This is a genomic window from Modestobacter sp. L9-4 (genome assembly GCF_019112525.1).
Lineage (GTDB): Bacteria > Actinomycetota > Actinomycetes > Mycobacteriales > Geodermatophilaceae > Modestobacter.
In genome coordinates, this window is sequence record NZ_CP077800.1 from 1,746,113 (window position 1) to 1,773,066 (window position 26,954).

A 26,954-nucleotide genomic window follows, 5' to 3' on the forward strand; every position below is an offset into this window, starting at 1 on the left:
CTGACCGGTACCCCTGCGTTCTCGGTGCGACGAACACTGCCGATGACCTACACCTGCAACTCCAGCTCACCAACGCGCTCGTCCCCGCTCATCTCGCCGGTCGGCCGGAAGCCCAGCCCGAGGTAGAAGGGCTCGGGGCTGCCGTGGCCGACGTGCCAGGTCGTCGTCAGGCGTGTGGTGCCGCGGCGACGGAGCTCGGCGGCGACGGCGTCGACGGCGAAACGGCCATGGCCGTGACCTTGATGTCCGGCAGCGATGTTGAGCCGCCACAGGCCAGACCGGAGGTCAGGCCCGGCGGCGGGCCGGGCGACGGTGAAGTCGAAGTCGAAGAACGCCATGAGGAAGCCGACCGCTTGCCCGTCACACCGGATCAACCGCGGCCAGGCGCGCGGCCCGAACGCATGAGCCTCGGCCAGTGACTTCACGACCGGCGAGACCACGTGACTCTGGTCTGCGCGTACCTCGACGCCCAGTGCTTCGTCGATGTTCTCGGGCGTGATGACCTCCAACGATCGCTCGGCCGTCATGCCGGGCAGGCTAGTGAGACGCGCCGACCGTCCCCATGGCTCAGGTGGGTCGGCCCGTGGGACGTCTGCCTTCCCGCAGCGCTGACCGAAACCGCCCGTTAAACGGGCGGCCCAATACCCGACCGTTTCGGGCCTACAGCGGCGTCGGGGCGAGAGGCATTCACCCCCCGGCTGTGGCAGCGTGAGCACATGATCATCGACTGGAAGATCCTCACCACCAACCGTGGCTGATCAGCGGCGGCGGCACCTACGTCCAGGCCTGCTGGTGGAGGTCGGCGACCGCATCTGGGTCGTCGATCAGATGCAGCCGGTCGCTGTCGTCCTCGACTCCCGGACTTCCGCACAGGTGGCGACGGTCGCCTGGCCGGAACTGTCGCCGGTGGCGCAGGACAGCTGGCCGAGCGGCTGGCAGGTGCGCCCAGCCAGCGACGGGCTGTGGGTGCAGCAGGCCGGCGGCCCGCTCGCGCTGGTCACCGAGGACGGACTGCGCAGCGGCCACCTCAGCGGCGGGCGGACGCTGGGCACCGTCTCCGCCCACGGCTCGTGGTGCCTTCCTGACCCGCCGGTGCAGGACATCGCCGCCACCGAGGACACGCCGCCCCGCGGCCGCGACGGCTTCCACCAACTGTTCCTCGCCCACCCCGGCCGCACCACCGTCACCGTGCTCCTCGACGCCCCGCTGCATGCCGCCTGCTCGCAGGATGGCGCCCTGTACCTCCAGGTCGAGACCGACCGGTGGAGCCGCCGCAACCTCGGCACCCCCGACAGCTGGGACCTGAAGCCCGAGCTCTCCTGGCTGCGACTGCCGGCGGACGAGTCGCCGCCCGACCAGCTCAGCCTGACCACCCATGCATCGGCACCACCGCGGGACGCGGAGCGCACAGAACGGGACAGCGGCCGCCGCCTCGGCGCACGCTGGCTACCGCCCGCCGACCACGACAACCCGCACTGGGGTCCCTGGGCAACCGACCCAAGTCCCATCGGGGTCGACTGGTGGGCCGGCTGGGTAGGTCACGGCCGCAACCGCCACGTCACCGTGCTGGCCCGCGATGCGGGTACGACCATCCAGCGACATCAGGTCGACCTGGGGCCAGGAACCGCCCACGCCGCGATCGCCACCGCCGGCTGGCTGTGGCTGGCGGTTGAACGCCCCACGCGCTACGCCACCTACGCCGACCCGCCGCCCACCGCCCTCATCCGAGTGCGCGCAGCAGACGGGGCCGTGGAGACCGTTCTTCCCGCAGACGCCGTCGACGTCACCGCTCACTGCTGGCCACTGCCACCCGAGCCCGTCGACACCGAGGACTACACGGCCTTCTGCCGGGACCGCCTCACCGATCTGGACCACTACTGGACCCACCCCGACGGTCACCGCGCTCCGCTGACCGACGGGCTCGGCGACAGCCGGGTCGACGTCGTCGGGACCTGGCCGGACACCGAACTGCACGTCACCTTCACCTACGCACCCCGCCCCGGACGACGACTCCGGCGCATCGTCCCGCTGTTCGACGAACTCGGCCGTCAGGCCTCACCCGAATCCACCGCCATCCACCTCATGGAGACCCTGGACACCAACGACATCCCCGAAGACGCAGCTCCTGGAGCCGACTACCTCGACGTCTGACCCGATCCTGAGCCGGAACGCGCACCCACCTGACGGAACGATTCTTATCGGCGAACCAGCCGGGTCCATCCGGGGAGAAGACGCTCAGCCACAGCTGGGTCTAGAGGCGTTGATCACCGCCGGAGTTCCCTGCCACCAAGAGGAGGAGCGCCGGCCCGTCCGGCGCCCGGCATGTGGGAGTAGAGGACAACGACGCCCCGCCGCACCTCAGCCAGGCTCCTACGTGTCGCTGACTCTCGGCCTACCGGCCCCACGTTGAAGTCGGGTAGAGGAACCATCCTTCGGGCAAGGCACTGCCATGGACGGCGATCACTCCGCAAAGGTCCTCCGGTACAACTCGAGCAACCAGTCGACTGTGATTGTCGAGCGCGTGCGGACGCCGGGCGGAAGTCGGGTGCGTAAGGAGCTGCGCCGGCCGGGCCCGGTGGAGAAGGGCGGTGCGGTGCACTGGGCGACGTCAACCGACCCGGGACACTGGAACTACTGGCACCGAGAGGCCGAGGTCTACCGGGACGACAGTCTCCGAGCATCTCTGACCGGGACAGGGCTCGAGCTTGCCGGCGCCGAGGTCGTCGACCATGAGAGCGGCACGACCCTGTGGCTGGAGGACGTCACCGGGACCGCCGGACCCAACTTCGACCTGACCGACCACGTAGCCGCCGCGACCGCCCTCGGCCGCTGGCAGGGCCGACCGCCGCTGACCCGGCCGTGGTCCTCCCAGCGGTTCTTACGCCAGTACTCCACCAGCCGCCCAGGAGACGCGTCCGTGGTCCAGGACGATGACGCTTGGGCACAACCGCTGATCCGCGCGACCTGGCCAGCCGGGCTGCGAGAGGGCTGGAGCCGGCTGCTCACCCACCGCGATGCTCTGCTCGACCTCATGGAACAGCTACCGCGCGCCTCATCCCACCTCGACGCGTGGGTGAGCAACGCCGTGCGCCGCGGCGACGGCACAGTAGTCATGCTCGACTGGGCCTTCGCCGGCGACGGCGCGGTCGGAGAGGATCTCGGCAACTGGCTACCGGACGCTGTTTTCGACCTGTTCTGGCCCGCCGAGCAGCTCCCGGAACTCGAGGCGGCCTGCTATCCGGCCTACCTAGCTGGGCTGCGCGAGAGCGGCTGGACGGGTACCGACTCTGACGCTCGGCTCGGTGTCGTCGCCTCGTGCGTGAAGTACGCCTGGCTCCTGCCGCTGCTGCTCTCCCAAGCCGGAGACACCGGTCATCAGGCATACCACGAAGATGCTGACCCCGAGCGGCTCTACCGCCAGCGCGGAATGGCACTGGCGCACCTGGTCGGATGGGCCGACGAAGCACTGGACGCCGTGAGTGACCAGTAACGCCCGTTCTGGCTGAGTTGCGGCACTGATCAAAGGGTAGCGATGGCTGACTTCGAGTTCACGACTACGACTGAGCATCTTCGTAGATTGCTCTTAGACCTTGGAGTTGACGCCATTGTGACCACAGATTTCCGAGGACAGTCAGTTGCCCTTGGCACGGACAGCAACGTACGACTGGATTGGGTGCTCCGCTTGGCTCGCACTGCACTGACCCTTCACAGGCTGCGCAATCCCCACGCCTCGGTGCTCGAAGCCGAGGAAGCCTTGTACAACCAGCTTTATGCACAGCAGGTACGCGACCGCGATGAAGCAGAGAAGTCCGCGGAAAGTCTCGACACATAGATGCGGTCGGCTACGCGCATGTCCATGCTCGAGCGAGTTTCGCCCCTGCAGCCCTGACCGCCCGGCACGACTGGAAAGTGCGCTCGACACGCCCGCAGCGGCGCCTCGCTTCCCGAGCCGCACACCGTCCTGACCCGCCCATAGCGGACGACGGGGCAGATACAACATAAAGGACGTTCTGTTGTTTCCGGCTATCTGTCGGGCCCCTGCGTCGTCATCCGCGCCGTTGCACCGGCTCGGATGACGACGCATCAGACCGACACGGCGTCGATGGCCTTGTAGATGCGCTGCTCGGAGACCGGCCGCGGCGTGCCGACGGTCTGGGCGAACAGCCCGACCCGAAGCTCCTCGACCATCCACCGCACCCGCATGACCGCGTCGTCGGGCGCACCGGTGGCCGGGACGGCGGCGCGCAGCTGCTCGTACTCCTTGGTCACCGCCTCGACCTGCGCCATCAGGAGCGCGTCGCGGGCGGCGTTGGCCGGCAGCTTGTCCAGCCGCAGCTCCATCGCCTTGAGGTACCTCACCAGGTCCGGCAGCCGCCTGCGCCCGGCGGTGGCGACGAAGCCGCGGTGCAGCAGTCCGCCCATCTGCGCCCGCAGGTCGGCGATCGCGGCCTCGGGCACCCGCCGTCCCGGCGCGGCGCCGATGGCGATGGCGGTCTCCCGGGCCTGCGTCAGCACGGCCTCCACCCGCCGGACGGCGTCGCTGGTCAGCGTGTGCAGCTCGGTGCGGGCCGTGGCCACCAGCGCGGCGAACGCGGCCTCGGTGCGCGGCGGGCCACCGGCGGCCGCGATCAGCTCGTCGGCGGCGGCGTCCACGCAGTCGGCGACCAGGTCGGGGATCTCGCCGTCGGGGTTGAACTGCAGCGCCAGCCTGGAGCGTGGTCCGATGCCCTTGACCACCTGCTTGACCGGGGAGCTGACGACCAGCTCCAGGAGCCGTCGGGCGCCCCGCCAGCTCATCCGGGTGGCCTCGGCCTGGGTGGGCACCACCCGGACGCCGACCGTCTCGCCCTCGTCGACCAGCGCCAGGAACGCGGTGACCACGTGCCCGCCGCGCTCGACCTCGACGGTCTCCGGCAGCTCGCCGAACGTCCAGGTGGTCTGCCGGCTGCGCTCGTAGGTCGACGCGGCGCGGGCAAGGCTGGCCCGGGCCTGCGGCGCGACCTGGGTGCGCAGCGCGGTGAGGTCCTTGCCCTGGGCGAGCAGGCGCTGGGAGTCGTCGAGCACCCGGTAGGTGGCGCGCAGGTGCGGCGGCACCTCCGCCGGGCGCCAGGCGTCCGGCGGGATGACCACCGACGTGGCCCGGCGCAGCTCGCGCTCCAGCGCCGGCAGCAGCGCCTCCGTCGGGTCGATCTTCGGCAGCACCTCGCGCACCCGGTCCGGGATCGGCACCAGCCCGCGGCGCAGCTGCTTGGGCAGCGACCGCAGCAGCTCGGTGACCAGCTCGGCCCGCTGCCCGGGCACCGTGAACGCCAGCGACTCCCCCGACGTCCGCGCGGCCACGGTGTCCAGCACGCCCAGCGGCACGTCGACGGTTACGCCGTCCTGCTCCGCACCCGGGGCGAACGCGTAGGACAGCGGCAGGGTCAGTCCCTGGGTCAGCTGCACCTCGTCGGGATAGTCCTCCAGCTGCACCTGCCCGGCGACGGCGGCGTTGGTGAGCATCTCCGGGGTGAAGGTCAGCAGGTCCGGGGTCGTGCGCCGGGCCTCCTTCCACCAGCGGTCGAAGTGCCGGGTGGAGACGACGTCGGCGGGCACCCGGGCGTCGTAGAGCTCGAACACCGTCTCGTCGTCCACCCGGATGTCGCGGCGGCGGGCGCGCTCCTCCAGCTCGGCGACCCGCTCGATCGTGCGGGCGTTGTCGGCGGCGAAGCGGTGGTGCGTCGTCCACTCCCCCTGCACCAGCGCGTGCCGGATGAACAGCTCGCGGGAGACCACCGGGTCGATCGAGCCGTACTGCACCCGGCGGCCCACCACCAGCGGCAGGCCGTAGAGGGTGACCCGCTCGGTGGCGACGACCGAGCCGCGCTTGGCGTCCCAGCGCGGCTCGCTGTACTGCCGGTGCACCAGGTGGTCGGCCAGCTTCTCGACCGTCTCGGGGTCGATCCGCGCGACGGTGCGGGCGAACAGCCGACTGGTCTCCACCAGCTCGGCGGCGACCACCCAGCGCGGCGGCTTCTTGGCCAGCGGCGAGCCCGGGGCCAGCACGAAGCGGGTGTTGCGGGTGCCCATGTACTCACGGCCCGGACGGCCGGGCTTGCCGGACCGGTCCTTCACGGGCTCGACCTGCATGCCGACCTGGGAGAGCAGGCCCGAGAGCAGGGCGGCGGTCACGCCGCGCTCGTCGGGCGCCGGCGCCAGCTCGCCGAGGGTCATGCCCAGCCGGCGGGCGGTGCTGCGCAGCTGGCCGTGCAGGTCCTGCCACTCGCGGATGCGCAGGTAGTGGAGGAACTCCTTCTTCACGGTGCGGCGGAACTGGTTGCCCGACAGCTCCTCGGCCCGCTCCTCCAGGTAGCGCCAGAGGTTGAGCAGGCCGATGAAGTCGGAGTTCTCGTCGGCGAACCGCTTGTGCTGCTCGTCGGCGGCCTGCTGGTGCTCGGCCGGGCGCTCGCGCACGTCCTGCACGGTGAGCCCGGCGGCGATGACCAGCACCTCCTCCAGCACCCCGCGCCGGTCGGCCTCCACGACCATCCGGGCCAGCCGCGGGTCCAGCGGCAGGGTCGCCAGCGAGCGGCCGGTCGGGGTGAGCCCGCCGGCGGCGTCGAGGGCGTCGAGCTCCTCCAGCAGCGCCACGCCGTCGGCGATCGCGCGGCGGTCCGGCGGGTCGATGAAGGGGAACTCGGCGACGTCGCCGAGGTCGAGCGAGGCCATCTGCAGCAGCACCGAGGCCAGGTTGGTGCGCAGGATCTCGGGGTCGGTGTACTCGGGGCGGGCCTCGAAGTCGGCCTCCGTGTAGAGCCGGATGGCGATGCCCTCGCTGGTGCGCCCGCAGCGGCCCGAGCGCTGCCGCGCCGAGGCCTGGCTGATCGCCTCGATCGGCAGCCGCTGCACCTTCGTGCGATGGCTGTACCGGGAGATGCGCGCGGTGCCCGGGTCGACGACGTACTTGATGCCCGGAACCGTCAGTGACGTCTCGGCGACGTTGGTGGCCAGCACGATCCGCCGTCCGGTGTGCGGCTGGAAGACCTTGTGCTGATCGGCCGCGCTCAGCCGCGAGTAGAGCGGCAGCACCTCGGTGAGCGGGAACCCACGCTCGTTGAGGGCGTCCGCGGTGTCGCGGATCTCGCGCTCACCGGCCAGGAAGACCAGCACGTCGCCGGGGCCCTCGGCCACCAGCTCGGCGCAGGCGTCGACGATCGCGGTGACCTGGTCGCGGTCGGGGTCGGCGTCCTCGTCGTCCGGGTCGATGACCGGGCGGTAGCGGACCTCGACCGGATAGATGCGCCCGCTGACCTCGACCACCGGCACCGCGGCGCCGTCGACGGAGAAGTGCTTGGCGATCCGGTCGACGTCGATGGTCGCCGAGGTGATGACCAGCTTGAGGTCGGGACGGCGGGGCAGCAGCCGGGCGAGGTAGCCCAGCAGGAAGTCGATGTTGAGGCTCCGCTCGTGCGCCTCGTCGATGATGATCGTGTCGTACTGGCGCAGCAGCCGGTCGCGCTGCACCTCGGCGAGCAGGACGCCGTCGGTCATCAGCTTGACCAGCGTCCGGTCGCCCACGTCGTCGGTGAACCGGACCTTGAAGCCGACGACGTCGCCCAGCGGGCTGCCCAGCTCCTCGGCGATCCGCTCGGCGACGGTGCGCGCGGCGATCCGTCGCGGCTGGGTGTGCCCGATCCGGCCCCGGACGCCACGGCCGAGCTCCAGCAGGATCTTCGGCAGCTGCGTGGTCTTGCCCGAGCCGGTCTCCCCGGCGATGACGACCACCTGCGAGTCGCGCAGCGCCTCGGCGATGTCGTCGCGCCGCTGACTGACCGGCAGCTCCTCCGGGTAGCTCACGACCGGGACGGCGTCCCGGCGGCGGGCGACGCGCTGCTCGGCCGCCGCCACCTCGGCGGCGATCTGCTCGGTCTGCTTCGCGCGGACCGCGAGGTCCCTCGTGCGCCGGGTGCCGTCCAGCCGCCGACCGAGGCGGTGCTCGTCGCTCAGGGTCAGTGCGGACAGCCGGGACCGGAGGTCGTCGTGCGGGGTGGTCACGGGGTGCTCGTACTTCCTGTCGAGGGCAGTGACTCCAGGGTCTCACCCCGGAGGGTGCGGTCGCGCGCCTCACACTCGGTGCACGGCCCAACTGGTTGCATGTATCGCGCAACGGCTTGTACCGTGCACGTGTTCCTCCGGCGCAGCGCGGCGCCCCCTGCCGACCACCGGAGTGCCCCCGTGTCCGAGACGCTCACGTCCGAGACAGCTCCTCCACCGCTCTCGCTGCCCGAGGAGCTGGCCCAGCTCGTGCGCGTCATGCACCTGCTCAAGAACCAGCTGACCGGCGGCGCTGGCCCCGAGGCCCGCGAGCGCGCCGCGCACGTCCTGCTCTTCCCGCTCACCCGGCTGGGCCCCCTGCGCCAGGGGGCGCTGGCCGAGCTCGTGCACGCCGACCCCTCCACCGTCAGCCGGCACGTCACGCTGCTCGTCGACCGCGGGCTCGTCCGCCGGGTCGCCGACGCCTCCGACGGGCGGGCCAGCCGGCTGGTCGTCACCCCGGCCGGCGAGGCCGTGCTCGACCAGATGCGCCAGGAGCGCAGCTCCCTGTTCACGCGGGTGACCGCCGATTGGGAGGGCGAGGAACTGCACACCTTCACCCGTCAGCTGCACCGCCTGGTGCGGCAGCTCTCCGACCACCTCCCCACCCTGGGCACCGCCATCGACGGCGCCGCGACCACCTCCGAGAAGGACCGATGACCCAGACCACCGACCGTGGCACGGGGGCCCAGCGCAGCGACGCGCGCGCCTCGGCCGCAGCGCCCGACGCCTCCGGGGCCTTCACCCACCGGCAGATCATGACCATCCTGGTCGGGCTGCTGATGGGCATGTTCCTGGCCGCCCTCGACCAGACCGTGGTCTCCACGGCCATCCGCACGATCGCCGACGACCTGCAGGGCTACGACCTGCAGGCCTGGGCGACCACCGCGTTCCTGATCACCTCGACGATCGCCACGCCGCTCTACGGCAAGCTCAGCGACATCTACGGCCGGCGGCCGTTCTACCTGTTCGCCATCGCGGTGTTCGTCATCGGCTCGGCGCTGTGCGGCTTCGCGAACTCCATGTACGAGCTCGCCGCCTTCCGGGCGATCCAGGGCATCGGCGCCGGTGGCCTGATGTCGCTGGCGCTGGCGATCATCGCCGACATCGTGCCGCCGCGTGAGCGCTCGAAGTACCAGGGCTACTTCATGGCCGTCTTCGGCACCTCGAGCGTGCTGGGCCCGGTCATCGGTGGCTTCCTGTCCGGCCAGTCCTCGATCCTGGGCATCACCGGCTGGCGCTGGATCTTCTACGTCAACGTGCCGCTGGGCATCCTGGCGCTGGTCGTCGTGTTCCGGGTGCTGCACCTGCCGCACACCAAGCGCGAGCACCGCATCGACTTCCCCGGCGCACTGGCGCTGATCACCTTCCTGGTGCCGCTGCTCATCGTCGCCGAGCAGGGCCGCACCTGGGGCTGGGACTCCACCCGCGCGCTGGTCTGCTACGCGATCGGCGCGGTGGGCTTCGTCCTCTTCGTGCTGGCCGAGCGGGCCTACAAGGACGACGCCCTGCTGCCGCTGCGGATGTTCAAGAACCGCACCTTCGCGGTCAGCAGCGCCAGCAGCATCGTGCTGGGCGCCGGCATGTTCGGCGGCATCCTGCTGCTCCCCCAGTACCTGCAGATCGTGCACGGCTCCAGCCCCACCGAGGCCGGCCTGCAGATGATCCCGCTGGTCCTGGGCATCATGTCCGGCTCGATCATCGCCGGCCAGACGATCGCCCGGACCGGCAAGTACAAGCTCTTCCCGCTGGTCGGCGTGGTCTTCATCGTCGCCGCACTGCTCTCGCTGCACTTCATCGTCGCCGCGGACACGCACGTGTGGACCCTGGTGCCGTTCATGCTGCTCATGGGGCTGGGCCTGGGCTTCAACTTCCAGCCGGTGATCCTCGCCGTGCAGAACGCGGTGAGCCCGCGGGAGATCGGTGTGGCGACCTCGTCGGTCACCTTCTTCCGCCAGATGGGCGGCACGCTCGGGACGGCCGTCTTCCTGTCGGTGCTGTTCACCCGGCTGCCGAACGACATCGGCAGCTCCGTCCGCAACGCCGCAGCGGCCGACCCGGCCATCGCCCCGCAGCTGCAGCAGGCCGGCGCCGGCGGCAGCGACCTGTCCGACACATCCTTCATCCAGAAGCTGCCGGCCGAGATCGCGCTGCCGTTCAAGACCGGCTTCGCCACCTCCCTCGACGCGGTCTTCCTGATCGCCGCGATCGTGGTGGCGCTCGGGTTCTTCGTGCTGCTGTTCCTGCCCCAGCTGCCGCTGCGCACCCAGTCCGGCATCCAGGCCGCGCAGGCCGGCGGCAGCAAGGACGCCGACCCGGGCACCGCGGCGGACTCCCCCGCGCTGGCCGCGGCCAACGCGGCCGGGACGGCGGCGCCGACCTCGGTCGAGCCGCCGGTCGACGGTGTCGACCGGACCGGTGAGAGCGCCGTCCCCGGCGCGGACCCGCACGCCGGCGTCCAGCCGGCCACGCAGCCGGCCACCGGACCGGCCGCCGGGACCGTCGTCGGCGCCGGCACCGGTGCGCACCCCGGCCGGCACGAGGCCGCGGGCGCCGACGTCGACGCCCCCGAGGGCGGGCGGCACGAGGCCACCGCCGCCGGCCAGCCCACCGGGCTGGCCAGCGTCCCGGCCGACCACCTGCCCGAGGAGCTCCGCCGGCAGGTCTGACCGGTCCGCACCACCGACGGCCCCTGCGCCCCGCCACCCGCGGGACGCAGGGGCCGTCGGCGTTCCCGCCCGGACACGGACGGCACCCGCGACTCCCGACGGTGAGCGCGTCGGCCGGCCGGACGCCCGTGGACGACGGGGTCCGGACACGCGACGACGGCGGCCCTCGAGGAGGGCCGCCGTCGGTGGGCGCGGATGCGTCGCAGGGCGACGCGGGAGGAGCTAGAGGACCGCGGTGGCTGCTGCGGTCGCGCGGGCGGCCTCGGGAGCTGCGTGCCGCAGCGAGGACGCGGCCTGCTTCTCGGCCTCGTAGCGCTTGGTGGACTGCATGCCCATCAGGACCACCAGTGCCGTCAGCACGAGGAATCCGAGCAGGCTGACTGCCGGCCACATCACCATCTGGTCCGCTCCACGTTCTCTTCGGTGCCCGCTGGTCGCCCAGCGCTCTGCTGGTGGTCACTTCCCGCTCGCACCTGCAGTGAACCCTGCGCAGAGCGACTTCTCTGTGGACAGCGTGTGACGATCGTCGCACCGGGACGTGCCCGGCAGGTGTCCGCTGCCCGATCCTGCGGCACTGCCGCCCCAGCACGACAGGCCACCCGGACCGACCGTTGCCGGAATGCAACGTCCCCACGCGTGACGCCGTCCCGATCGGGGCACCCAACACCGACAAGCCAGCGTCCCACCCACCCGGAGGCCCCCATGGCCGGAGCCAGTGCACGTGCCCCCCGAGAGGGATCACGCGGCGGTACCGCGCAGGACAGCAACACCCCGAACGACGCCCACGACACCGCGCCGGGCGACGACAAGATCAGCCGCGAGCGCGCCGACTACGCGCCCACCGGCGCCGACCCCAAGGCAACCACCGGCGGCACGTTCAAGCGCACGCTGAAGGAGTTCAGCGAGGACGGGCTCACCGACTGGGCCGCCACGCTGACCTACTACGGCATCCTCGCGCTCTTCCCCGCGCTGACCGCCCTGCTGTCGATCGTGGGCCTGCTCACCGACCCGCAGCAGCTCACCGACGGCATCACGCAGGTCGTGCCGAAGCAGGCGGCGGACACCCTCAACCCGGTGATCCAGCAGATCGCGGGCAGCTCGAGCGCGGCCAGCCTCGGCCTGATCATCGGCATCGCGGCGGCCATCTGGTCGGCGTCGGGCTACGTCGGCGCGTTCGGCCGGGCGGCCAACATCGTCTACGAGACGCGTGAGGGCCGGAAGATCTGGAAGCTCAAGCCGCTGCAGCTGCTGGTCACCCTGATCGGCATCCTGTTCGCCGCGCTGATCCTGGCGATGCTGGTGCTCAGCGGCCCGGTCGTGGACGCCATCGGGCAGTCCATCGGCCTGGGCGACACCGTGTTGAACATCTGGAGCTGGGCGAAGTACCCGGTCATCCTGGTGCTGCTGGCGCTGATGATCGCCGTCCTCTACTACACCGCCCCGAACGCGAAGCTGCGCGGCTTCAAGTGGGTCAGCCCCGGCGCCGGCGTCGCGATCCTGGTCGCGGTCGTCGCCTCGGCGGCGTTCGCGTTCTACGTCGGCAACTTCGGCAGCTACAACAAGACCTACGGCGCCCTGGCCGGCGTGGTCATCTTCCTGATCTGGTTCTGGCTGATCAACCTCGCCCTCCTCTTCGGCATCGAGCTGGACGCCGAGATGGAGCGCACCAAGGAGCTGAAGGCCGGCGTCCCGCGCGCGGACAAGGAGATCCAGCTCGACGCCCGTGAGGCGCCGAAGCGCAAGCAGACGACCTGACCCCAGGCCCTCGACGACGACGGCCCCCGGACTCCGCCAGGAGACCGGGGGCCGTCGTCGCGTTCAGCGGCTGGTCGGCGGACGGTCCCCGCGCCGGGCCAGCGGCACCCGTTCCACCCAGCCGGCGACCGCGGCCAGCCCGCGGCTGACGGCCTCGCCGGCCGGCACCAGCCGCCCGGGCGCACGCTGCACGCCCGCGTCGACCAGGTCGCGGCTGCGGTCGAGCACCGTCAGCGGGAGAGCGGACACGGCGTTGCCCGGCGGACGGCGGGAGACGGTCGGGTGCGGCCGGGTCGGGGAGACCCGGCGGGCGAGGTCCCACTGCCGGCCCAGCCGCCGCAGCGCCGGCGCGTCCAGCGCCTGCTGCAGCCGCGGGAAGAGCACGTCCTCCTCGTCCCGGACGTCGTCCTGCAGCACCTCGACCAGCCGGGCCAGGGTCACCGCCCGGCGGGGGTCGTCGTGCCCGAGCGTCTCCAGGTCGCTGACCAGCTCGTTGACCTCCTGGTGCTCCTCCTCGACCTGCAGCGTGAGCGCCTCGCCGTCGGGGAGCACGCGGCGGACGACCGGCCAGAGCACGGTCTCCTCGGCGAAGGCGTGGCTGAACACCAGCCGGTCGATCCGGCGGAGCACCCGCTCCTGCTCGGTGCCGGTGGTGCCCTCGAGCTCGGTCAGCAGCCGGTCGAGCTGCTCGTGGTCCTCCCGCTGGCGGACGAACACGCTGCCCGGTCCGCCGAGCTCGGTCACGGTCTGGTCTGCGATGGACCTGGTCATCTCGTGCTCCTGCCCTCGTGCGCGCGTCGGTTGCTGGGACGCCCGCACTGCGTGCCCGGGACCGGTCGCTCCCATGCACCGGCCGGGCCCGACGCGCGGGACCGGTGTGCGAGGGGGCAGGGTGGGCACATGGCGAACCTGGTCGGTCGGGCCCGACGAAGCGCAGACGGCAGCAGCCCGGCCGGCGAGAAGCTGGCCGGGCCGCTGCACGCGGTGCCGGAGGAGGTGGGCCGGGAGGCCCTGGAGACCCACACGGACGTGCCGGCGCTGTGCGGCGAGCACGTCACGGTGATCCCGGTGGAGGACGTGCCCGACGACGTCGGCCTGTGCCGGGTCTGCCAGCACGGCGCCTGACCGAGGTCAGCCGGCGGCGACCGGGACGGCCGACGGGACGGCGATCAGGCTGCTGAGCCGGTGCGCGGGCACCAGGTCCTCGGCGGCCGCGCGGGGTGCCGGCAGCTCCGCCGCGGGACGGGGCGCCAGGTCGAGCACCATCCGCGTGGGCGCGAACGCCTCGGCGTAGCCGATCCGCGCCTGCGCGCCCCAGTGCCGGGCCGACGCCACGACGGCGTCCGGCTCGACCATCGCCGACATCTCCACCTGGGAGGCGTGCGCGCCGAGGGCGGCGAGCTTGCCCGACAGGTGCGCGGTGACGTCGACGAAGACCGTCGGGGTGAAGGTCAGCGTCGAGGGGCTCTGGTAGTGCATGACCCGGGACAGCCGGCGCGCGGCGGACAGCGTGGCTGCGGACACCGCCCGGTGGTCCTGGTGGCTGTCGTCGGGGGCGTGCACGTAGACCAGGTCGGCGTCGGTGGCCCGCAGCACGGACTCGATGATGCCGATGGTGGCCGAGTCGGGGACGACGGTGCAGTCACGCAGCCCGCCCCACTCCAGCTCCGCGCCCAGGGTGCGGGCGGCCCGCTGCTGCTCCTGGCGGCGGCGGCTGATCTGGCTGCGCTCGTCGCCGGGGCCGTTCTCCCCGCCGGTGAGCACGAGCATGGTGACCCGGTCACCGGCCGCATGGTGGGCCAGCAGCGTGGCGCCGCAGCCGAGCTCGATGTCGTCGGGGTGGGCCCCGACCGCCAGCACGTTACGCATCGACGGGCTCCTGGTGAGGGGTGAGGGCGTCCGCCCGGCGGCGTGCCCGGCGGACCATCAGCGCGCCGAGACCGGCGGCGACCGCGAGGGCCCCCACCACGCCCGTCCCGTTGCCGTCGGCCGGCATCTGGGTGTCCTTGGGGCAGGCCGGGGTGGACGTGCGGCTGATGGTCAGCTTGGAGTTGCCGAGGGTCCAGTAGAGGGTGCCGGAGCTGACCGCCACCCGGAACACCCCGGAGTAGGTGCCGGGCTTGAACACCGTGGGCTGCTGGCCGTTGTAGGACGACGGCGAGATGACGTTGTAGTCACCGGTGATCGTGTACGTGCTCGAGCTGGTGTTCCGGTAGCCGAGCACCGCGGTGTAGGCGCCGTTGGTGCCCGCCAGGACGCAGTTGAGCACCGGGGTGACGACGACGGCCCCGGTGTACCCACCGGTCGAGCCGCCGCTGTAGCCACCGTTGTAACCGCCGTCGTTGTACCCACCGTTGTAGCCGCCGTCGTACCCGCCGTAGTAGCCGGCGGCGGAGGCCGACGCGGGCAGGACCACGGGGGCGACCACCGCGAGCAGCGCGGTGAGCAGGGCGAGCGCCCCGCTGCGCAGCCGCCGGCCGGGCCCTCGGCCCGTCGGTGCGTTCTCCGTCATCGTCCTGCCCTCAACTGGGTCGTGTACGAGCTGTCCTGTCCCCATGTCATCGACAGCTCACCGCCCGTGCTGGCCACCCGCGGGCCCAAGTCACGCGAACGGGTGAGGCGCCCGTCCACGTCGGGTGGGCCGATCACGGAGAGTGCGCGGGCAGCCGCCTCCGGGAAGCTGGCGGTGACCGCCCAGGCCGCCGGGACGTCGGGCGCGGTGGCGTACTCGCCCTGCCGCACCCGGATCGCCCGGGCGCCCACGGCGGCCGCGACGGCGACGTCCTTGCCCGGCCGGTCGCCGATCATCAGCAGCCGGTCGGCGGGTACCCCGAGCCGGGCGGCGACGGCCAGCAGCCCGGCGGGTGCGGGCTTGCGGGTGGCGCGCCCGCCGAGGGAGTCGCTCAGGACGACGAGCGGCAGCAGCCGGTCCAGCCCGGTGCCGGCCAGCTTGGCCCGCTGGATCTCCGGGGCGCCGTCGGTGAGGCAGGCCAGCGGTGCGGCCGCGGCCAGCGCGGTCAGCGCCGCCTCGACCCCGGGGTAGGTGGGCAGCCGGTCCGGCCGGTGCCCGGTGAAGGCGGCGACCAGCGGCGGCAGCAGGGCCGGCAGCTCCCCCGGGGCGACGCCGGCGGCGAGCAGCGCGCGGTCGATCGTGCCGCCGGTGTCGGAACCGGCCGCCAGCTCCGCGACGAGCGCGGCGTGCACGGCGTCGCCGTCCAGGCCGGCGGTGCCGGCCGCGGCTCCGACGGCCGCGGCCGCACCGGCGAGGTAGGCGGCCTGCGGGTAGAGCGTGTCGTCGAGGTCGACGACCACGGCCAGCGGTGGCGGCCCGGACCAGCCGGTCACCACGGGAGCCGGCCGTCGGTGAAGTCGGGCTCGGTGAGCTCGAGCAGGGCGTCGGTGCGCTCGTCGGCCAGGATCGCCGCGATCTGCGTGCCGGTGGTGCCGTCGCCGTAGGGGCAGGGCAGCGCGGCGGCCCGGGCCTGCCCGGCGGCGGAGGTGTGCGCGGCCGCGGCGGTGAGCACGGCCTGCGCGGCGCCGTCGTCGGTCAGCCCGGCCAGCGTCGTCGTCCCGGCCTCGACGCCCTCCCAGCGAGGTGTGGAGGAGCGCAGCACCACGACCGGGACGCCGAGGTGGGCGGCCTCCTCCTGGATGCCGCCGGAGTCGGTGACCGCCAGCTGCGACGAGCGCAGCGCGGCCATCAGCGTGTCGTGGTCGACCGGCCCGGTGAGCCGGATGCCGGGGTGTTCCAGTGCCCCGCCGAGGCCGGCGGCGGCCAGCCGGGCGGTGGTGCGCGGGTGCACCGGGAAGGTGACCGGGCCGACCTGGTCGGCCAGGCCGCGCACGACGGCCACCAGCCGGGCCAGCCGCACCGGGTCGTCGACGTTGGTGGGCCGGTGGGCGGTGACCAGCACCCCGCGGCGCTCGGCGACCGGGACCGGCGTGACGCCCCGGGCGACGAGGGTGTCGATGACCGGGTTGCCGACGACGAACACCCGCTCGGCCGGCACGCCCTCCCGGCGCAGCGAGTCCGCGGCCCGGGCGGTGGGGGCCAGGTGCAGCTGGGCGATCGCGGCGGCGACCCGCCGGTTCACCTCCTCGACGCTGCGCATGTTGTAGCTGCGCAGCCCGGCCTCGACGTGCGCGAACGGCACGCCCGCGCCGCGGGCGGCCAGCGCGTACGCCGGGACGGTGTTCGTGTCGCCGAGGGCCAGGACGACGTCGGGGCGGAAGCGGGCGAGTGCGGTGGCGGCGTCGGCGTGCAGTGCGCCGGTGCGGGCCGACGCGGGCTCGGCCGGCAGCGTGAACCGGTGGGTCGGGGTGAGGCCGAGGGCCTCCTGCAGCTGCGAGGCCATCGCGGCGTCGGCGTGCTGCCCGGTGTCCACGACGTCCACCCGGTGCCCGGCGGCGACGAGCGCGGCGACCACCGGGGCCAGCTTGACCACCTCCGGTCGGGTGCCGAAGGGCACCAGCACGTGCCGGCTGCGGGTCACCCGGTCACCGCGGGGACGGCGCAGGGGTCGGCGACGGAGCGGCCGTCGGGGGCGGTGTAGGTCTCGGCGAAGTACCGGCTCATCCGGACCCCGGGGGTGAAGAACAGGTAGGGCAGCTCGGCCGCCGGCTCGCGGACCCCGGCGAGGTAGGTGCCGACGACGTCGGCGCCGGCGGCGAGGGTGAGCGGCAGACCACCGCTGAACCGCGGGTTGATCTCCACGACGGTGACCGTGCCGTCGTCGGCGACGAAGCCCTGCACGTTGGCCGGGCCGGTGAGCGCGACCGCCGCGAGGGCGTCGGCGACCACGCTGGTGACGGCCTCGGAGTCGAAGGTCGTGCCCTGCACGGAGATGCCGGCCTTGGTCGCGTCCCGCCAGCGGGGGACGACGGTCAGCAGGGCGCCGTCGCGGGCGACGAGCGCGTCGGCGGTGAACTCCCGGCCGCTGAGCCGGGTCTGCACGATCAGGCCGGGGTCGGCGGTCATCGCGGCCGCGACGGCCTCGGCGGTGTCCAGCAGCTGCACGCCGCGACTGCCGCGCCCGGCGCGGGGCTTGACGATCCACGGCCCGGGCACGCCCGCCGCGCCCTCGACGGTGGCGGCGGTCGCCGGCGTCGGCACCCCGGCCTCGACCAGCCGGACGGCGAAGGCGGCCTTGTCGCAGCACAGGTCGACGGCGGCCAGCGCGGGCAGCCAGGTGGCCAGGCCGGCGGCGGTCAGCCGGTCGGCCGCGGCGGTCAGGGCGGGCAGCTCCTCGGCGACGGTGCTCACCAGTGCGTCGGCGCCGTGCTGGTGGGCGAAGGCGACCAGGGCGTCGACGAAGGACGGGTCGTCGGCGCGGGGGACGACGCCCCCGACGGTGGCCAGCGCGCTGCCGGCCGCGATCGGGTCGATGTCGACCGCGACCACCCGGTGCCCGAGGGCGACCAGGCGGCGCACCACGGCGACGCCGGCCGGCCCGCCCGAGCCGGTGACCAGCACCGCCGACCCGGACGCCGCCCGCGCAGCCGGGGCCGGGGCGGGCGGCGTGGGCCGCGGGACGGCGGCGGCCGGCACCCCGGGACGGGGCAGGTCGCGCACGTCCACCACGGCCGGACGCGGCGGCGGGACCGGGTACGGGTACAGGGAGCGGGTCATCGGGCGTCCTCGGCGTCGGGTGCTGACGGGTGCGGTGCTGACGGGTGCGGGGCTGACGGGGTCGGGGTGGGTCGGGAGAAGCTGCGCGGTGGCGGCCCGGTGCGTGGTCCGACCGTCGGCACTGCGACCGGCCCGGGGACGACCGCCGGGGCCGGGTCGGTGCGGGCCGGACCTGCTGTGACGGGCGCGGGGGCGGCCGTGGCACGGGCGGTGGCGGCCAGTCCGCGGCTGAGCAGCCAGCCCCGCGCCCACAGCCGCAGCGAGGACACCCGCTCGTTGGTGATCGGCTCCCACTGCCGGGCGGCGATGGCGCCGGCGAGGGCGTCGAGCACGTCGGCGTCCTGCTCGTAGGTGGCCACGGCCAGCAGCGAGGCGGTGTGCGCGCCCAGGCCGTCGGCGGCGAGCACGCGCACCCGCTGCACCCGGTCGTGCACCGGCAGGTGCCCGATGCGGTAGTCGATGCGGGCGGCCTCGCGGCGGGCGCCCAGCCAGCGGGACCACCGGCGGGGCAGCAGGGAGCGGTGCACGAGCCCGGCGAGGTTGCGTCCCTGCACGGGCACCGCCTGGTCGAACTCCGGCAGCCGGTAGCCCAGGCCCGGCCGGGCCCAGCTGCTGGGACGGCGGGCGGTGTGCCGGCCCGCGACGTCCTGCTCGGCCCGCATGCGGGAGGGCAGCGTCACGCAGACCATCAGCAGGAACCCGCCCAGGGTCGCGGCGAGGTTCCACAGCGTGCCCACCCAGTCGTGGAAGAGCACCAGCGACCCACCGCCCCACTGCAGCCCGATCACCGTCGAGAGCAGCAGCCGCAGGTGGTTGGCGACGAGCACCGCGACGACGGCGACCAGCAGGCCGGCCAGCGCGTGCCCGCGCCGGCTGCGCAGCACCGAGGCGGTCAGCGCGGTGAGGCCGACGACCGACAGGACCGACGAGCAGGAGGCGGTGACGACGGCGTTGAGCAGCTCGCCGTCGGGACGGAAGACCAGGATCCGGGTGGGGAGCACGCCGGAGACGGAGTCGACACCGACCAGGTGCAGCACGCCGACGACCCAGCTCGCCTCCTGCACCTGCAGCCAGTGGGCGCCGTAGCGGTACCCGACCAGGCAGACCAGCCCGGCCAGCAGCAGGTCCCCGATGACGGCGACCTGGCGCCGGGTGCTGGCCCGCGGCCGGCGCGGGACCGGCGGCACGAGCAGCGTCTCAGCCACGCCGAACCACCGCCCCGGAGTCGGGAGCGGCGAACGAGCGCGGCGCGGCGGCCGGGGCCGGCAGCGGGACGGCGGCCGGGGCGAGGGTGGAGGTGGCGCCGGAGCGGGTGGTCTTCACCCAGGTGTAGGGGCGGCCGAGCATGCCGTCGAGGTAGGCGCGGGAGGTGATCCAGATGGACAGGGCGAAGGAGGGCAGGAAGCCGATGAGCTGCCAGGCCGCCTTCCGCTCGACCCGGCTGACCAGCAGCCCCACGCTCAGCTCGGCCAGCGGGCCGACGAACAGCAGCATCGACAGCGGCAGCAGCCCGATCAGCGGCAGGTCGCCGATGCCGAAGGCGCGCAGCACGGTGAGGGTCAGGCCGATGCCCGACAGCACCGGCACGTGGTAGGTCAGCAGGAACATCATCGACTCGGCCTTCTCGACCAGCGTGAGGTGCTCCGAGCGCATCATCGGGCGCCAGTAGTCGCGCATGCACTTCTGGTGGCCGCGCGCCCAGCGGTAGCGCTGCTTCCAGAAGCGGCGCGCGGTGACCACGGCCTCCTCGTAGTCGACGGCCGAGACGTCGTAGCGCACCCGCTGACCCGACAGCAGCACGCGCAGGGTGAGGTCGGTGTCCTCGGTGACGGTGTGCGGGTTCCAGCCGCCCAGGGCGCGCAGCGTCGACATGCGCACCGCGCAGTTGGCGCCGCCGTAGGCGGGCAGTTCGAACATCGCCTGCCGGCCGTACTCGTTGACCAGGTAGCCGGAGAGGTAGTCGACGAAGACGACCGAGGCCAGCGAGGAGTCATGACCGTTGCGGATGACGCAGCGGCCCATGACGGCACCGACCACGGGGTCGCGGAAGTGCCGCACCAGGCGGCGCAGGGCGTTGGGGTCGGGCTCGTGGTCGGCGTCGAAGACCAGCACGACCTCGGCGTCGACGGTGGCCAGCGCCTCGTTGAGGGCACCGGACTTGCCGCCGCCGGAGCCCGCCGCCCGGTGGATGACCCGCAGCCGCGGCTCACGCCGCGCCCAGGCGTCCAGCCGGGGACCGGTGTCGTCGTCCGAACCGTCGTCGACGACGACGAGCTGGAGCCGGTCGGCCGGGTAGTCCAGGGCCAGCAGCGCCCGGATCATCCCGTCGACGACCAGCTCCTCGTTCTTGCAGCCCACGAAGACCGCGACCGGGGGCGTGTATCCCTCCAGGTCGACGTCGGCGGCGAGCAGGTCGGCCTCGGCCCAGCGGGCCGCGGAGACCGCGAAGGCCAGGTGCCGGCAGAAGTAGACGGCGAAGACGACGTTGATGACGCCGGCGGTCACGCCGAGCGTGCGGTCGACGCCGAAGAACAGGAAGGCGGTGAGGGCGAGCAGCACGTAGGCGACGAGCGCACCGACCCGGGCCTCCGGGCGGTCGGCGTGCGAGCCGACCGACGGGACGTCGGGGGTGCCCTCGACGACCGCGGGCTGTGCGGGCACGACGGGTCCTCTCCGGGTGGCGGTACGGGATCGGTGCTGGTCAGCACCACTGCTCGATGGAGTGATCGGCACCGGGCCGCGGGCTCTTGAGCGCGTCCTGGACCCTGCGGTGCCGCACCGCCGGGGAGCTGCGCCCGGTCCTGTCGGACCCGTGGACGAGACTGCGCCGGTGACCGACGGACCGCCCCGGAGCGCGGTCGGCACCGGGGTGGCCCGGGTGCTGCTGACGCGGCAGGGGCCCGACGCCGTCCTGGCCCGCGACCTGGCCGCCGACGGCAGCACGGTCGGGCTCACCGAGCTGCCGGCCGGGCGGCTGGCCGGGTTCGTCGCCGACCGGGAGGCCGACCGCCCGCGCTGGGTCTGGGACGACACCACGCGCTGGTACCCGCAGCTGCTGGCCGCTGGCGTGCGGGTCGAGCGCTGCACGGACCTGCGGCTGTCCCACGCGGTGCTGCGGCGCTCCCCGTTCGCCGACCCGGCGCTGCTGGCCGGCCCCGACACCGCGGGCTGGGACTCCCTGGAGCCGGTGTCGGCCGCCGAGCCGGCCCTCTTCCCGCTCGAGGACCCTGCCGACCGCCTGGACCCCGCCGCCGAGCACGCGCGGCAGCAGGCCACCGTCGCCGCAACACCCCAGCGGGCGCGGCTGGGGCTGCTGCTGGCGGCGGAGTCCGGTGGGGCGCTGGTCGCGGCCGAGATGACGCACGCCGGGATGCCGTGGCGGGCCGACGTCCACGACCGGCTGCTGACCGCGCTGATGGGCCCGCGGCCGGTGCGCGGGGCGCGGCCGGCCGGCCTCGAGCGGCTGGTGCCCGACGTCCGGGCGGCGCTCGGCGCACCGGACCTCAACCCCGACTCACCGCCGGACCTGCTCCGGGCGCTGCAGACCGCCGGGCTGCCGGTGGCCGACACGCGCTCCTGGACGCTGGAGCAGCTCGACCACCCGGTGGTCGGGCCGTTGCTGGAGTACAAGAGGCTCTCCCGGCTGCTCGCGGCGAACGGGTGGACGTGGCTGGACACCTGGGTGGCCGACGGGCGCTTCCGCCCGACCTGGCTGCCCGGTGGGGTGGTCACCGGGCGGTGGGCCTCCTCGGGTGGTGGTGCGCTGTCGGTGCCGGTCCCCGTGCGACCGGCCGCCCGGGCCGACGAGGGCTGGCGGTTCGTCGTCGCCGACGTCGCGCAGCTGGAGCCCCGGGTGTTGGCCGGGATGAGCGGTGACACGGTGATGGCCGAGGCCGCACGGGCCGCCGACCTGTACCAGGGGATGGTCGACAGCGGGGCGGTCGCGACCCGGGCGGAGGCCAAGATCGGGATGCTCGGGGCGATGTACGGCGCCACCCGGGGAGAGAGCGGCCGGATGATGCCGGGGCTGACCCGCCGCTACCCGCGGGCCATCGGGCTGGTCGAGGAGGCCGCCCGCGCCGGCGAGCGTGGCGAGGTCGTGCACACCCTGCTCGGCCGCGGCTCCCCCCTGCCAACCGGCGCGTGGGCCGTGCCGGCCGGTGAGGAGCCCGACGGCGCCCTGTCCCCCGAGGACCGGGGTCGGGAGCGCCGGTCCTGGGGCCGGTTCACCCGCAACTTCGTCGTCCAGGGCACCGGGGCCGAGTGGGCGCTGTGCTGGCTCGCCGACCTCCGCAACCGGTTGTGGCGGCTGGGGGCCGGCGAGCTCACCGCCCGCCCGCACCTGGTGTTCTTCGTGCACGACGAGGTGGTCGTGCACACCCCGGCCGGGCTGGCCGACGAGGTGACCGCGGCGGTGCGCACCGCCGCGGTCGAGGCCGGCCGGCTGCTGTTCGGCACGTTCCCCGTCGACTTCCCGCTCGACGTGTCCGTCGTCCGCTCCTGGGCCGACGCCGCCTGACCCCGGGTGCCGGTCAGCGGGTGCCGACCACCACCAGGGAGCAGCCGGCCTCACCGAACGGCTCGACCTCGAAGCCCAGCTGCAGCAGGACCTCCGCCAGCGCCATGTTCATCGCCGCCTGCACCGCGGCGTGCGCCGCGGCCGAACGCACGTCCTCCGAGCTGGCCCGGTGGTGCTGGTGCCAGCTGACGACGATGCCCGGACGACCCGGCTCGGGGCTGAGGCACACCCCGCCGGCGGTCTCCTCCCCCACGCAGTCGTGCAGCGGCAGGCCCGACTCGACCAACGCCGACGCCACCTCCACGACGAGGGTCACCAGCTCGTCGTCGTCGGCGAAGTCGTGGTCCCACTCGGCCGGCAGCCGGTCGAGCTGGTCGCTGAGGTCGCTCAGCCACGCGCGCTCCTCCGGCAGCTGACGGCGCACCACCCGGCCGTCGGCCCGGCGCACCCCGTGCACCGGCTGACCCGACCCGCTCAGCCCGGCCCACTCGGCCTCGATCCGGTCGGCGAACGGCCCGGTCACGACCTGCTCCCCCGGGCGCTCGTCGGACTCGGCGACCAGCCACCACGCCGCCGTCCCCAGATCCCCGGTCCGCTTGCCCGCGGGGTGGGCGGCCAGGCCGGCGGTGCGCGCCTCCTGCGCCGTCCGCACCTCCTGCGTCACCACCGCGCGGTCACCGGCCGGCTGGCCCGCCGCCTCGGCGGACCCGACGACCGCACCGGCCGTGGCCAGCGCCGGGGCCTGCGCCGGGGCCTGGGCCGGCGCCGGCGCCGAGACCTGGGCCGACGCCTGGGCCTGGGACTGGGCCGGTGCCTGGGCCCGCTCGCGGGGCACCTGCACCCGGTTGCGCTCGAACTCGTACCGCGCCGTCGAGCTCTGCGCGAGGGCCACGACCAGCGCGGCCAGCACCACGAAGCCCACCACTGCAACCACCGGCCAGAGGATCACTGCCCGACCTCCGTCGCGACCGAGGCGGAACGGACGACGACGACGGCCGGCTCGGGGACGGCGCCCCAGGCGGCGGCGCGCCGGGACGACGAGCGGGCCCAGCCGCGCAGGTGCGCACCGGACCGGCGGAGGGTGCGGCGCGCCGACACGGGCGCCACGTCGGCGAAGACCTCCAGCAGCGCGTCGAGGTCCACCTCCACGTCGAGGGCGGGGGGACGCCCGGACGAGGGGCGGGGCAAGAGGTCAAGGGGCGTGCTCACGGGGACTCCTCGGTGCTCCGTCGCGGCTGGGGAAGTGCCGCGGACGTAGGGCGAAAGGTAGGTCCGGACAGGCCGCGCACAGGGTCCGTCCGACACCTGCAGCAGGGGCCCGTCACCGAATCGTTGTCGGGGGCACCGGCCGGGTCGATGACCGGCCCTCCCTCAGCCGCCTTGTCGACTTGACACCGTGCTTGACCTGGGCTTTCGACGGTGACCGACGCCTGTGACGCCGATCCGGCCCGGCGGCGCGGCATGTCGCGGCGGCGCCGGACAGGGCTCAGCCCAGGACGCCGAGCAGCAGGGCGGGGTCGACCGCGTGCTGGGTGACCACGGACGCCCGGTGGGGCCGGCGCACCAGCGCCCGCGGTCCGCCGTCGGGGGTGCGCAGCGCGAGGGCCGCCACGCCCGCGGCGCCGAGGCATAGCACCAGCGTGGGCGCGAGGACCCCCGGCCGGACCACGCCCACCGCCAGCGCCGCGGCGCCGAGCAGCCGGCGGCGATCACCTGCGGCGCGGCGCGGCGGCCCGCGACAACGGGCAGCGTCCGCCGTCCCGCCGTCTGGTCACCCGCGCGGTCGCCGAGGTCCTCGGCGCACGCCCGTCGGGAGGTGCACCCAGCCTCCGACACACTCTGTGCAGCCGGAGCTGCTGGTCAGGCCCCCACGTAAGCAGCCAGGTGCTCACCGGTCAGGGTCGATCGGGCGGCGACCAGGTCGGCCGGGGTGCCCTCGAAGACGACCCGGCCACCGTCGTGACCGGCGCCCGGCCCGAGGTCGATGAGCCAGTCCGCATGGGCCATGACGGCCTGGTGGTGCTCGACGACGATCACCGACGTGCCGGAGTCGACGAGCCGGTCGAGCAGGCCCAGCAGCTGCTCGACGTCGGCGAGGTGCAGGCCGGTGGTGGGCTCGTCGAGGACGTAGATGCCGCCCTTCTCCCCCATGTGCGTGGCCAGCTTGAGCCGCTGCCGCTCGCCACCGGAGAGCGTGGTGAGCGGCTGGCCGAGGCTGAGGTAGCCCAGCCCGACGTCGGCGAGCCGGGCGAGGACGGCGTGCGCAGCCGGGGTGCGGGCCTCGCCGCTGCCGAAGAACTCCAGCGCCTGGGTCACCGGCATGGCCAGCACCTGGCTGATGTCCTGACCACCCAGGCGGTACTCAAGCACCTCGGCCATGAAGCGCCGGCCCTCGCAGACCTCGCAGACGGTGGCCACCCCGGCCATCATCGCCAGGTCGGTGAACACCACCCCGGCGCCGTTGCAGTTCGGGCAGGCACCCTCGGAGTTCGCGCTGAACAGCGCGGGCTTGACGCCGTTGGCCTTGGCGAACGCCTTGCGGATCGGGTCGAGCAGCCCGGTGTAGGTCGCCGGGTTGCTGCGCCGGGAGCCCTTGATCGCGCCCTGGCCGATCGACACCACGCCCGCGCCGGCCGGGATCGAGCCGTGCACCAGCGAGCTCTTGCCCGACCCGGCGACCCCGGTGACGACGACGAGCACGCCCAGGGGCACGTCGACGTCCACGTCGGTGAGGTTGTGCGCGTTCGCGCCGCGGATCTCCAGCGTGCCGGTGGGCCGGCGGACGGTCTCCTTCAGCGCGGCCCGGTCGTCGAGGTGCCGGCCGGTGAGGGTGCCGCTGGCCCGCAGGCCCTCGACGGTGCCCTCGAAGCAGATGGTGCCGCCCGCCGTGCCGGCGCCGGGGCCCAGGTCGACGACGTGGTCGGCGGTGGCGATCGCCTCGGGCTTGTGCTCGACGACCAGCACGGTGTTGCCCTTGTCGCGCAGCTGCAGGAGCAGGGCGTTCATCCGCTGGATGTCGTGCGGGTGCAGGCCGACGGTCGGCTCGTCGAAGACGTAGGTGACGTCGGTGAGCGAGGAGCCGAGGTGCCGGATCATCTTCACCCGCTGCGCCTCACCGCCCGACAGCGTCCCCGAGGGTCGGTCGAGGCTCAGGTAGCCCAGGCCAATGTCGACGAAGGAGTCCAGCGTCGCGCGCAGCGCCCCGAGCAGCGGCGCCATGGACGGCTCGTCGAGCTCGCTCACCCAGCCCGCCAGGTCGCTGATCTGCAGGGCACAGGCGTCGGCGATGCTGAGGCCGGCGACCTTGGAGGACCGGGCGGCCTCGGTGAGCCGGGTGCCCTGGCAGTCGGGGCAGGTGGCGAAGGTGACCGCTCGCTCGACGAAGGCGCGGATGTGCGGCTGGAGTGCGTCGACGTCCTTGGACAGCATCGACCTCTGCAGCTTGGGGATCAGCCCCTCGTAGGTGAGGTTGATGCCGTCGACCTTGATCTTGGTGGGCTCGCGGTGCAGCAGGTCGTGCAGCTCCTGCTCCCCGTAGTCGCGGATCGGCTTGTCGGGGTCGAAGAAGCCACTGCCCAGGAAGATCCGGCCGAACCAGCCGTCCATGCTGTAGCCGGGAATCGAGAACGGGCCCTCGCGCAGCGACTTCGTGTCGTCGTACAGCGCGGTGAGGTCGATGTCGTTGACCCGGCCCATGCCCTCGCAGCGGGGGCACATGCCGCCGGTGATGCTGAAGCTGCGGCGCTCCTTCACCGTCTGCCCGCCGCGCTCGATGGAGACCGCGCCCGCACCGCTGATCGAGGCGACGTTGAAGGAGAAGGCCTGCGGGGAGCCGATGTGCGGTTGCCCGAGCCGGCTGAAGACGATCCGCAGCATGGCGTTGACGTCGGTCGCCGTCCCGACGGTGGAGCGCGGGTTGGCGCCCATCCGCTCCTGGTCGACGATGATCGCTGTCGTCAGCCCCTCGAGCAGGTCGACGTCGGGGCGGGCGAGGCTGGGCATGAAGCCCTGCAGGAAGGCGCTGTAGGTCTCGTTGATCAGCCGCTGGGACTCCGCGGCGATCGTGCCGAAGACCAGCGAGCTCTTGCCTGACCCGGAGACCCCGGTGAACACCGTCAGCCGCCGCTTGGGCAGCTCGATGCTCACGTCCTTGAGGTTGTTGGCGCGCGCGCCCTGCACCCGGATGACGTCGTGCCGGTCGGCGCTGCGCAGCCCGTCTGCCGTGCTCATCGTGTGCTCCTCCCGTCGCCCTGACGGCATGTGTACCGGACGGGTCGGACGGTCGGTGCGGTCCACGGCGTCGTCCGTC

General features: G+C 73.6%; 22 protein-coding genes. 7 read left to right on the plus strand and 15 right to left on the minus strand.

The features are described 5' to 3' along the window. Positions 1–47 precede the first annotated feature (47 nt). Positions 48–527: a GNAT family N-acetyltransferase gene (locus KUM42_RS08175; RefSeq protein ID WP_237496267.1), complete on the minus strand. Its 480-nt coding sequence runs from the start codon at positions 525–527 to the stop codon at positions 48–50. Between the two features lie 223 nt (positions 528–750). On the opposite strand from KUM42_RS08175, the gene KUM42_RS08180 reads away from it, so the two are divergent. Beyond that, positions 751–2,151 carry a hypothetical protein gene (locus KUM42_RS08180; protein WP_237496268.1) on the plus strand — a complete coding sequence of 467 codons (1,401 nt, stop codon included), beginning with the start codon at positions 751–753 and terminating at the stop codon, positions 2,149–2,151. A 298-nt stretch (positions 2,152–2,449) separates the two neighbouring features. After that, the gene (locus KUM42_RS08185) at positions 2,450–3,490 is read left to right on the plus strand and encodes a hypothetical protein (protein ID WP_237496269.1); all 1,041 of its coding nucleotides are present in this window, start codon (positions 2,450–2,452) and stop codon (positions 3,488–3,490) included. 593 nt (positions 3,491–4,083) lie between these two features. Here the strand turns inward: KUM42_RS08185 and hrpA are convergent. Further along, positions 4,084–8,034 (minus strand): ATP-dependent RNA helicase HrpA, encoded by a 3,951-nt coding sequence (gene hrpA / locus KUM42_RS08190; protein ID WP_237496270.1) that lies wholly within the window; start codon positions 8,032–8,034, stop codon positions 4,084–4,086. Positions 8,035–8,214: 180 nt separating this feature from the next. Between hrpA and KUM42_RS08195 the strand changes: the two genes are divergently transcribed. Both KUM42_RS08195 and KUM42_RS08200 read left to right on the plus strand, forming a co-directional pair. After that, positions 8,215–8,733, plus strand: a complete 519-nt coding sequence (locus KUM42_RS08195; RefSeq protein ID WP_237496271.1) for a MarR family winged helix-turn-helix transcriptional regulator — start codon at positions 8,215–8,217, stop codon at positions 8,731–8,733. Beyond that, on the plus strand, positions 8,730–10,742 hold the full coding sequence (locus tag KUM42_RS08200) for an MDR family MFS transporter (protein WP_237496272.1): 2,013 nt from the start codon (positions 8,730–8,732) through the stop codon (positions 10,740–10,742). Before KUM42_RS08195 ends, KUM42_RS08200 begins: the two co-directional genes overlap by 4 nt. A 222-nt stretch (positions 10,743–10,964) precedes the next feature. On the opposite strand, the gene KUM42_RS08205 is transcribed toward KUM42_RS08200, so the two are convergent. Next, the gene (locus KUM42_RS08205) at positions 10,965–11,141 is read right to left on the minus strand and encodes a hypothetical protein (RefSeq protein ID WP_237496273.1); all 177 of its coding nucleotides are present in this window, start codon (positions 11,139–11,141) and stop codon (positions 10,965–10,967) included. A 303-nt stretch (positions 11,142–11,444) separates the two neighbouring features. Here KUM42_RS08205 and KUM42_RS08210 point away from each other — a divergent pair, with 303 nt between their 5' ends. Next, complete coding sequence (locus tag KUM42_RS08210) at positions 11,445–12,497, plus strand: YihY/virulence factor BrkB family protein (RefSeq protein ID WP_237496274.1); 1,053 nt, start codon at positions 11,445–11,447, stop codon at positions 12,495–12,497. A 63-nt stretch (positions 12,498–12,560) separates the two neighbouring features. On the opposite strand, the gene KUM42_RS08215 is transcribed toward KUM42_RS08210, so the two are convergent. Beyond that, the gene (locus KUM42_RS08215) at positions 12,561–13,268 is read right to left on the minus strand and encodes a hemerythrin domain-containing protein (RefSeq protein ID WP_237496275.1); all 708 of its coding nucleotides are present in this window, start codon (positions 13,266–13,268) and stop codon (positions 12,561–12,563) included. Positions 13,269–13,397: 129 nt separating this feature from the next. Between KUM42_RS08215 and KUM42_RS08220 the strand changes: the two genes are divergently transcribed. Continuing rightward, a complete protein-coding gene (locus KUM42_RS08220) occupies positions 13,398–13,622 on the plus strand; it encodes a hypothetical protein (protein ID WP_237496276.1) in 225 nt (74 codons plus the stop codon). Between the two features lie 6 nt (positions 13,623–13,628). Here the strand turns inward: KUM42_RS08220 and KUM42_RS08225 are convergent, their stop codons facing one another. The 7 genes from KUM42_RS08225 to KUM42_RS08260 are packed head-to-tail and all read right to left on the minus strand — an operon-like array spanning position 13,629 to position 20,787. After that, positions 13,629–14,366: a PIG-L deacetylase family protein gene (locus tag KUM42_RS08225; protein WP_237496277.1), complete on the minus strand. Its 738-nt coding sequence runs from the start codon at positions 14,364–14,366 to the stop codon at positions 13,629–13,631. Beyond that, positions 14,359–15,009 (minus strand): hypothetical protein, encoded by a 651-nt coding sequence (locus KUM42_RS08230; protein WP_237496278.1) that lies wholly within the window; start codon positions 15,007–15,009, stop codon positions 14,359–14,361. Before KUM42_RS08230 ends, KUM42_RS08225 begins: the two co-directional genes overlap by 8 nt. Further along, on the minus strand, positions 15,006–15,842 hold the full coding sequence (locus KUM42_RS08235; protein ID WP_237496279.1) for an HAD family hydrolase: 837 nt from the start codon (positions 15,840–15,842) through the stop codon (positions 15,006–15,008). The genes KUM42_RS08230 and KUM42_RS08235 overlap by 4 nt, the downstream gene beginning before the upstream one ends. Continuing rightward, positions 15,839–16,990 carry a non-hydrolyzing UDP-N-acetylglucosamine 2-epimerase gene (gene wecB, locus KUM42_RS08240; RefSeq protein WP_237496280.1) on the minus strand — a complete coding sequence of 384 codons (1,152 nt, stop codon included), beginning with the start codon at positions 16,988–16,990 and terminating at the stop codon, positions 15,839–15,841. The genes KUM42_RS08235 and wecB overlap by 4 nt, the downstream gene beginning before the upstream one ends. Then, the gene (locus KUM42_RS20270) at positions 16,987–18,126 is read right to left on the minus strand and encodes an ATP-grasp domain-containing protein (protein ID WP_304610765.1); all 1,140 of its coding nucleotides are present in this window, start codon (positions 18,124–18,126) and stop codon (positions 16,987–16,989) included. The genes wecB and KUM42_RS20270 overlap by 4 nt, the downstream gene beginning before the upstream one ends. Beyond that, positions 18,123–19,331: an exosortase/archaeosortase family protein gene (locus KUM42_RS08255; protein WP_237496281.1), complete on the minus strand. Its 1,209-nt coding sequence runs from the start codon at positions 19,329–19,331 to the stop codon at positions 18,123–18,125. Before KUM42_RS08255 ends, KUM42_RS20270 begins: the two co-directional genes overlap by 4 nt. After that, positions 19,324–20,787 carry a glycosyltransferase family 2 protein gene (locus KUM42_RS08260; protein ID WP_237496282.1) on the minus strand — a complete coding sequence of 488 codons (1,464 nt, stop codon included), beginning with the start codon at positions 20,785–20,787 and terminating at the stop codon, positions 19,324–19,326. Before KUM42_RS08260 ends, KUM42_RS08255 begins: the two co-directional genes overlap by 8 nt. A 169-nt stretch (positions 20,788–20,956) precedes the next feature. On the opposite strand from KUM42_RS08260, the gene KUM42_RS08265 reads away from it, so the two are divergent. Next, entirely contained in the window at positions 20,957–22,645 is a 1,689-nt protein-coding gene (locus KUM42_RS08265) for a bifunctional 3'-5' exonuclease/DNA polymerase (RefSeq protein ID WP_237496283.1), read from the plus strand. A gap of 13 nt (positions 22,646–22,658) precedes the next feature. Here KUM42_RS08265 and KUM42_RS08270 read toward each other — a convergent pair whose 3' ends face one another. The 4 genes from KUM42_RS08270 to KUM42_RS08285 form a co-directional block, all read right to left on the minus strand. Next, positions 22,659–23,579 (minus strand): hypothetical protein, encoded by a 921-nt coding sequence (locus tag KUM42_RS08270; protein WP_237496284.1) that lies wholly within the window; start codon positions 23,577–23,579, stop codon positions 22,659–22,661. An 11-nt stretch (positions 23,580–23,590) separates the two neighbouring features. Next, positions 23,591–23,854: a hypothetical protein gene (locus KUM42_RS08275; RefSeq protein WP_237496285.1), complete on the minus strand. Its 264-nt coding sequence runs from the start codon at positions 23,852–23,854 to the stop codon at positions 23,591–23,593. Positions 23,855–24,131: 277 nt separating this feature from the next. Next, positions 24,132–24,314 carry a hypothetical protein gene (locus tag KUM42_RS08280; RefSeq protein ID WP_237496286.1) on the minus strand — a complete coding sequence of 61 codons (183 nt, stop codon included), beginning with the start codon at positions 24,312–24,314 and terminating at the stop codon, positions 24,132–24,134. Positions 24,315–24,505: 191 nt separating this feature from the next. Next, positions 24,506–26,875, minus strand: coding sequence for an excinuclease ABC subunit UvrA (locus KUM42_RS08285; RefSeq protein WP_237496287.1), 2,370 nt, complete (start codon positions 26,873–26,875; stop codon positions 24,506–24,508). Positions 26,876–26,954 lie beyond the last annotated feature (79 nt).

Coding starts and splice junctions, on each gene's coding strand:
- KUM42_RS08175 (WP_237496267.1), bottom strand. CDS start 527: ATGACGGCCGAGCGATCGTTGGAGGTCATCACGCCCGAGAACATCGAC.
- KUM42_RS08185 (WP_237496269.1), top strand. CDS start 2,450: ATGGACGGCGATCACTCCGCAAAGGTCCTCCGGTACAACTCGAGCAAC.
- KUM42_RS08200 (WP_237496272.1), top strand. CDS start 8,730: ATGACCCAGACCACCGACCGTGGCACGGGGGCCCAGCGCAGCGACGCG.
- KUM42_RS08205 (WP_237496273.1), bottom strand. CDS start 11,141: ATGGTGATGTGGCCGGCAGTCAGCCTGCTCGGATTCCTCGTGCTGACG.
- KUM42_RS08210 (WP_237496274.1), top strand. CDS start 11,445: ATGGCCGGAGCCAGTGCACGTGCCCCCCGAGAGGGATCACGCGGCGGT.
- KUM42_RS08215 (WP_237496275.1), bottom strand. CDS start 13,268: ATGACCAGGTCCATCGCAGACCAGACCGTGACCGAGCTCGGCGGACCG.
- KUM42_RS08220 (WP_237496276.1), top strand. CDS start 13,398: ATGGCGAACCTGGTCGGTCGGGCCCGACGAAGCGCAGACGGCAGCAGC.
- KUM42_RS08225 (WP_237496277.1), bottom strand. CDS start 14,366: ATGCGTAACGTGCTGGCGGTCGGGGCCCACCCCGACGACATCGAGCTC.
- KUM42_RS08230 (WP_237496278.1), bottom strand. CDS start 15,009: ATGACGGAGAACGCACCGACGGGCCGAGGGCCCGGCCGGCGGCTGCGC.
- KUM42_RS20270 (WP_304610765.1), bottom strand. CDS start 18,126: ATGACCCGCTCCCTGTACCCGTACCCGGTCCCGCCGCCGCGTCCGGCC.
- KUM42_RS08285 (WP_237496287.1), bottom strand. CDS start 26,875: ATGAGCACGGCAGACGGGCTGCGCAGCGCCGACCGGCACGACGTCATC.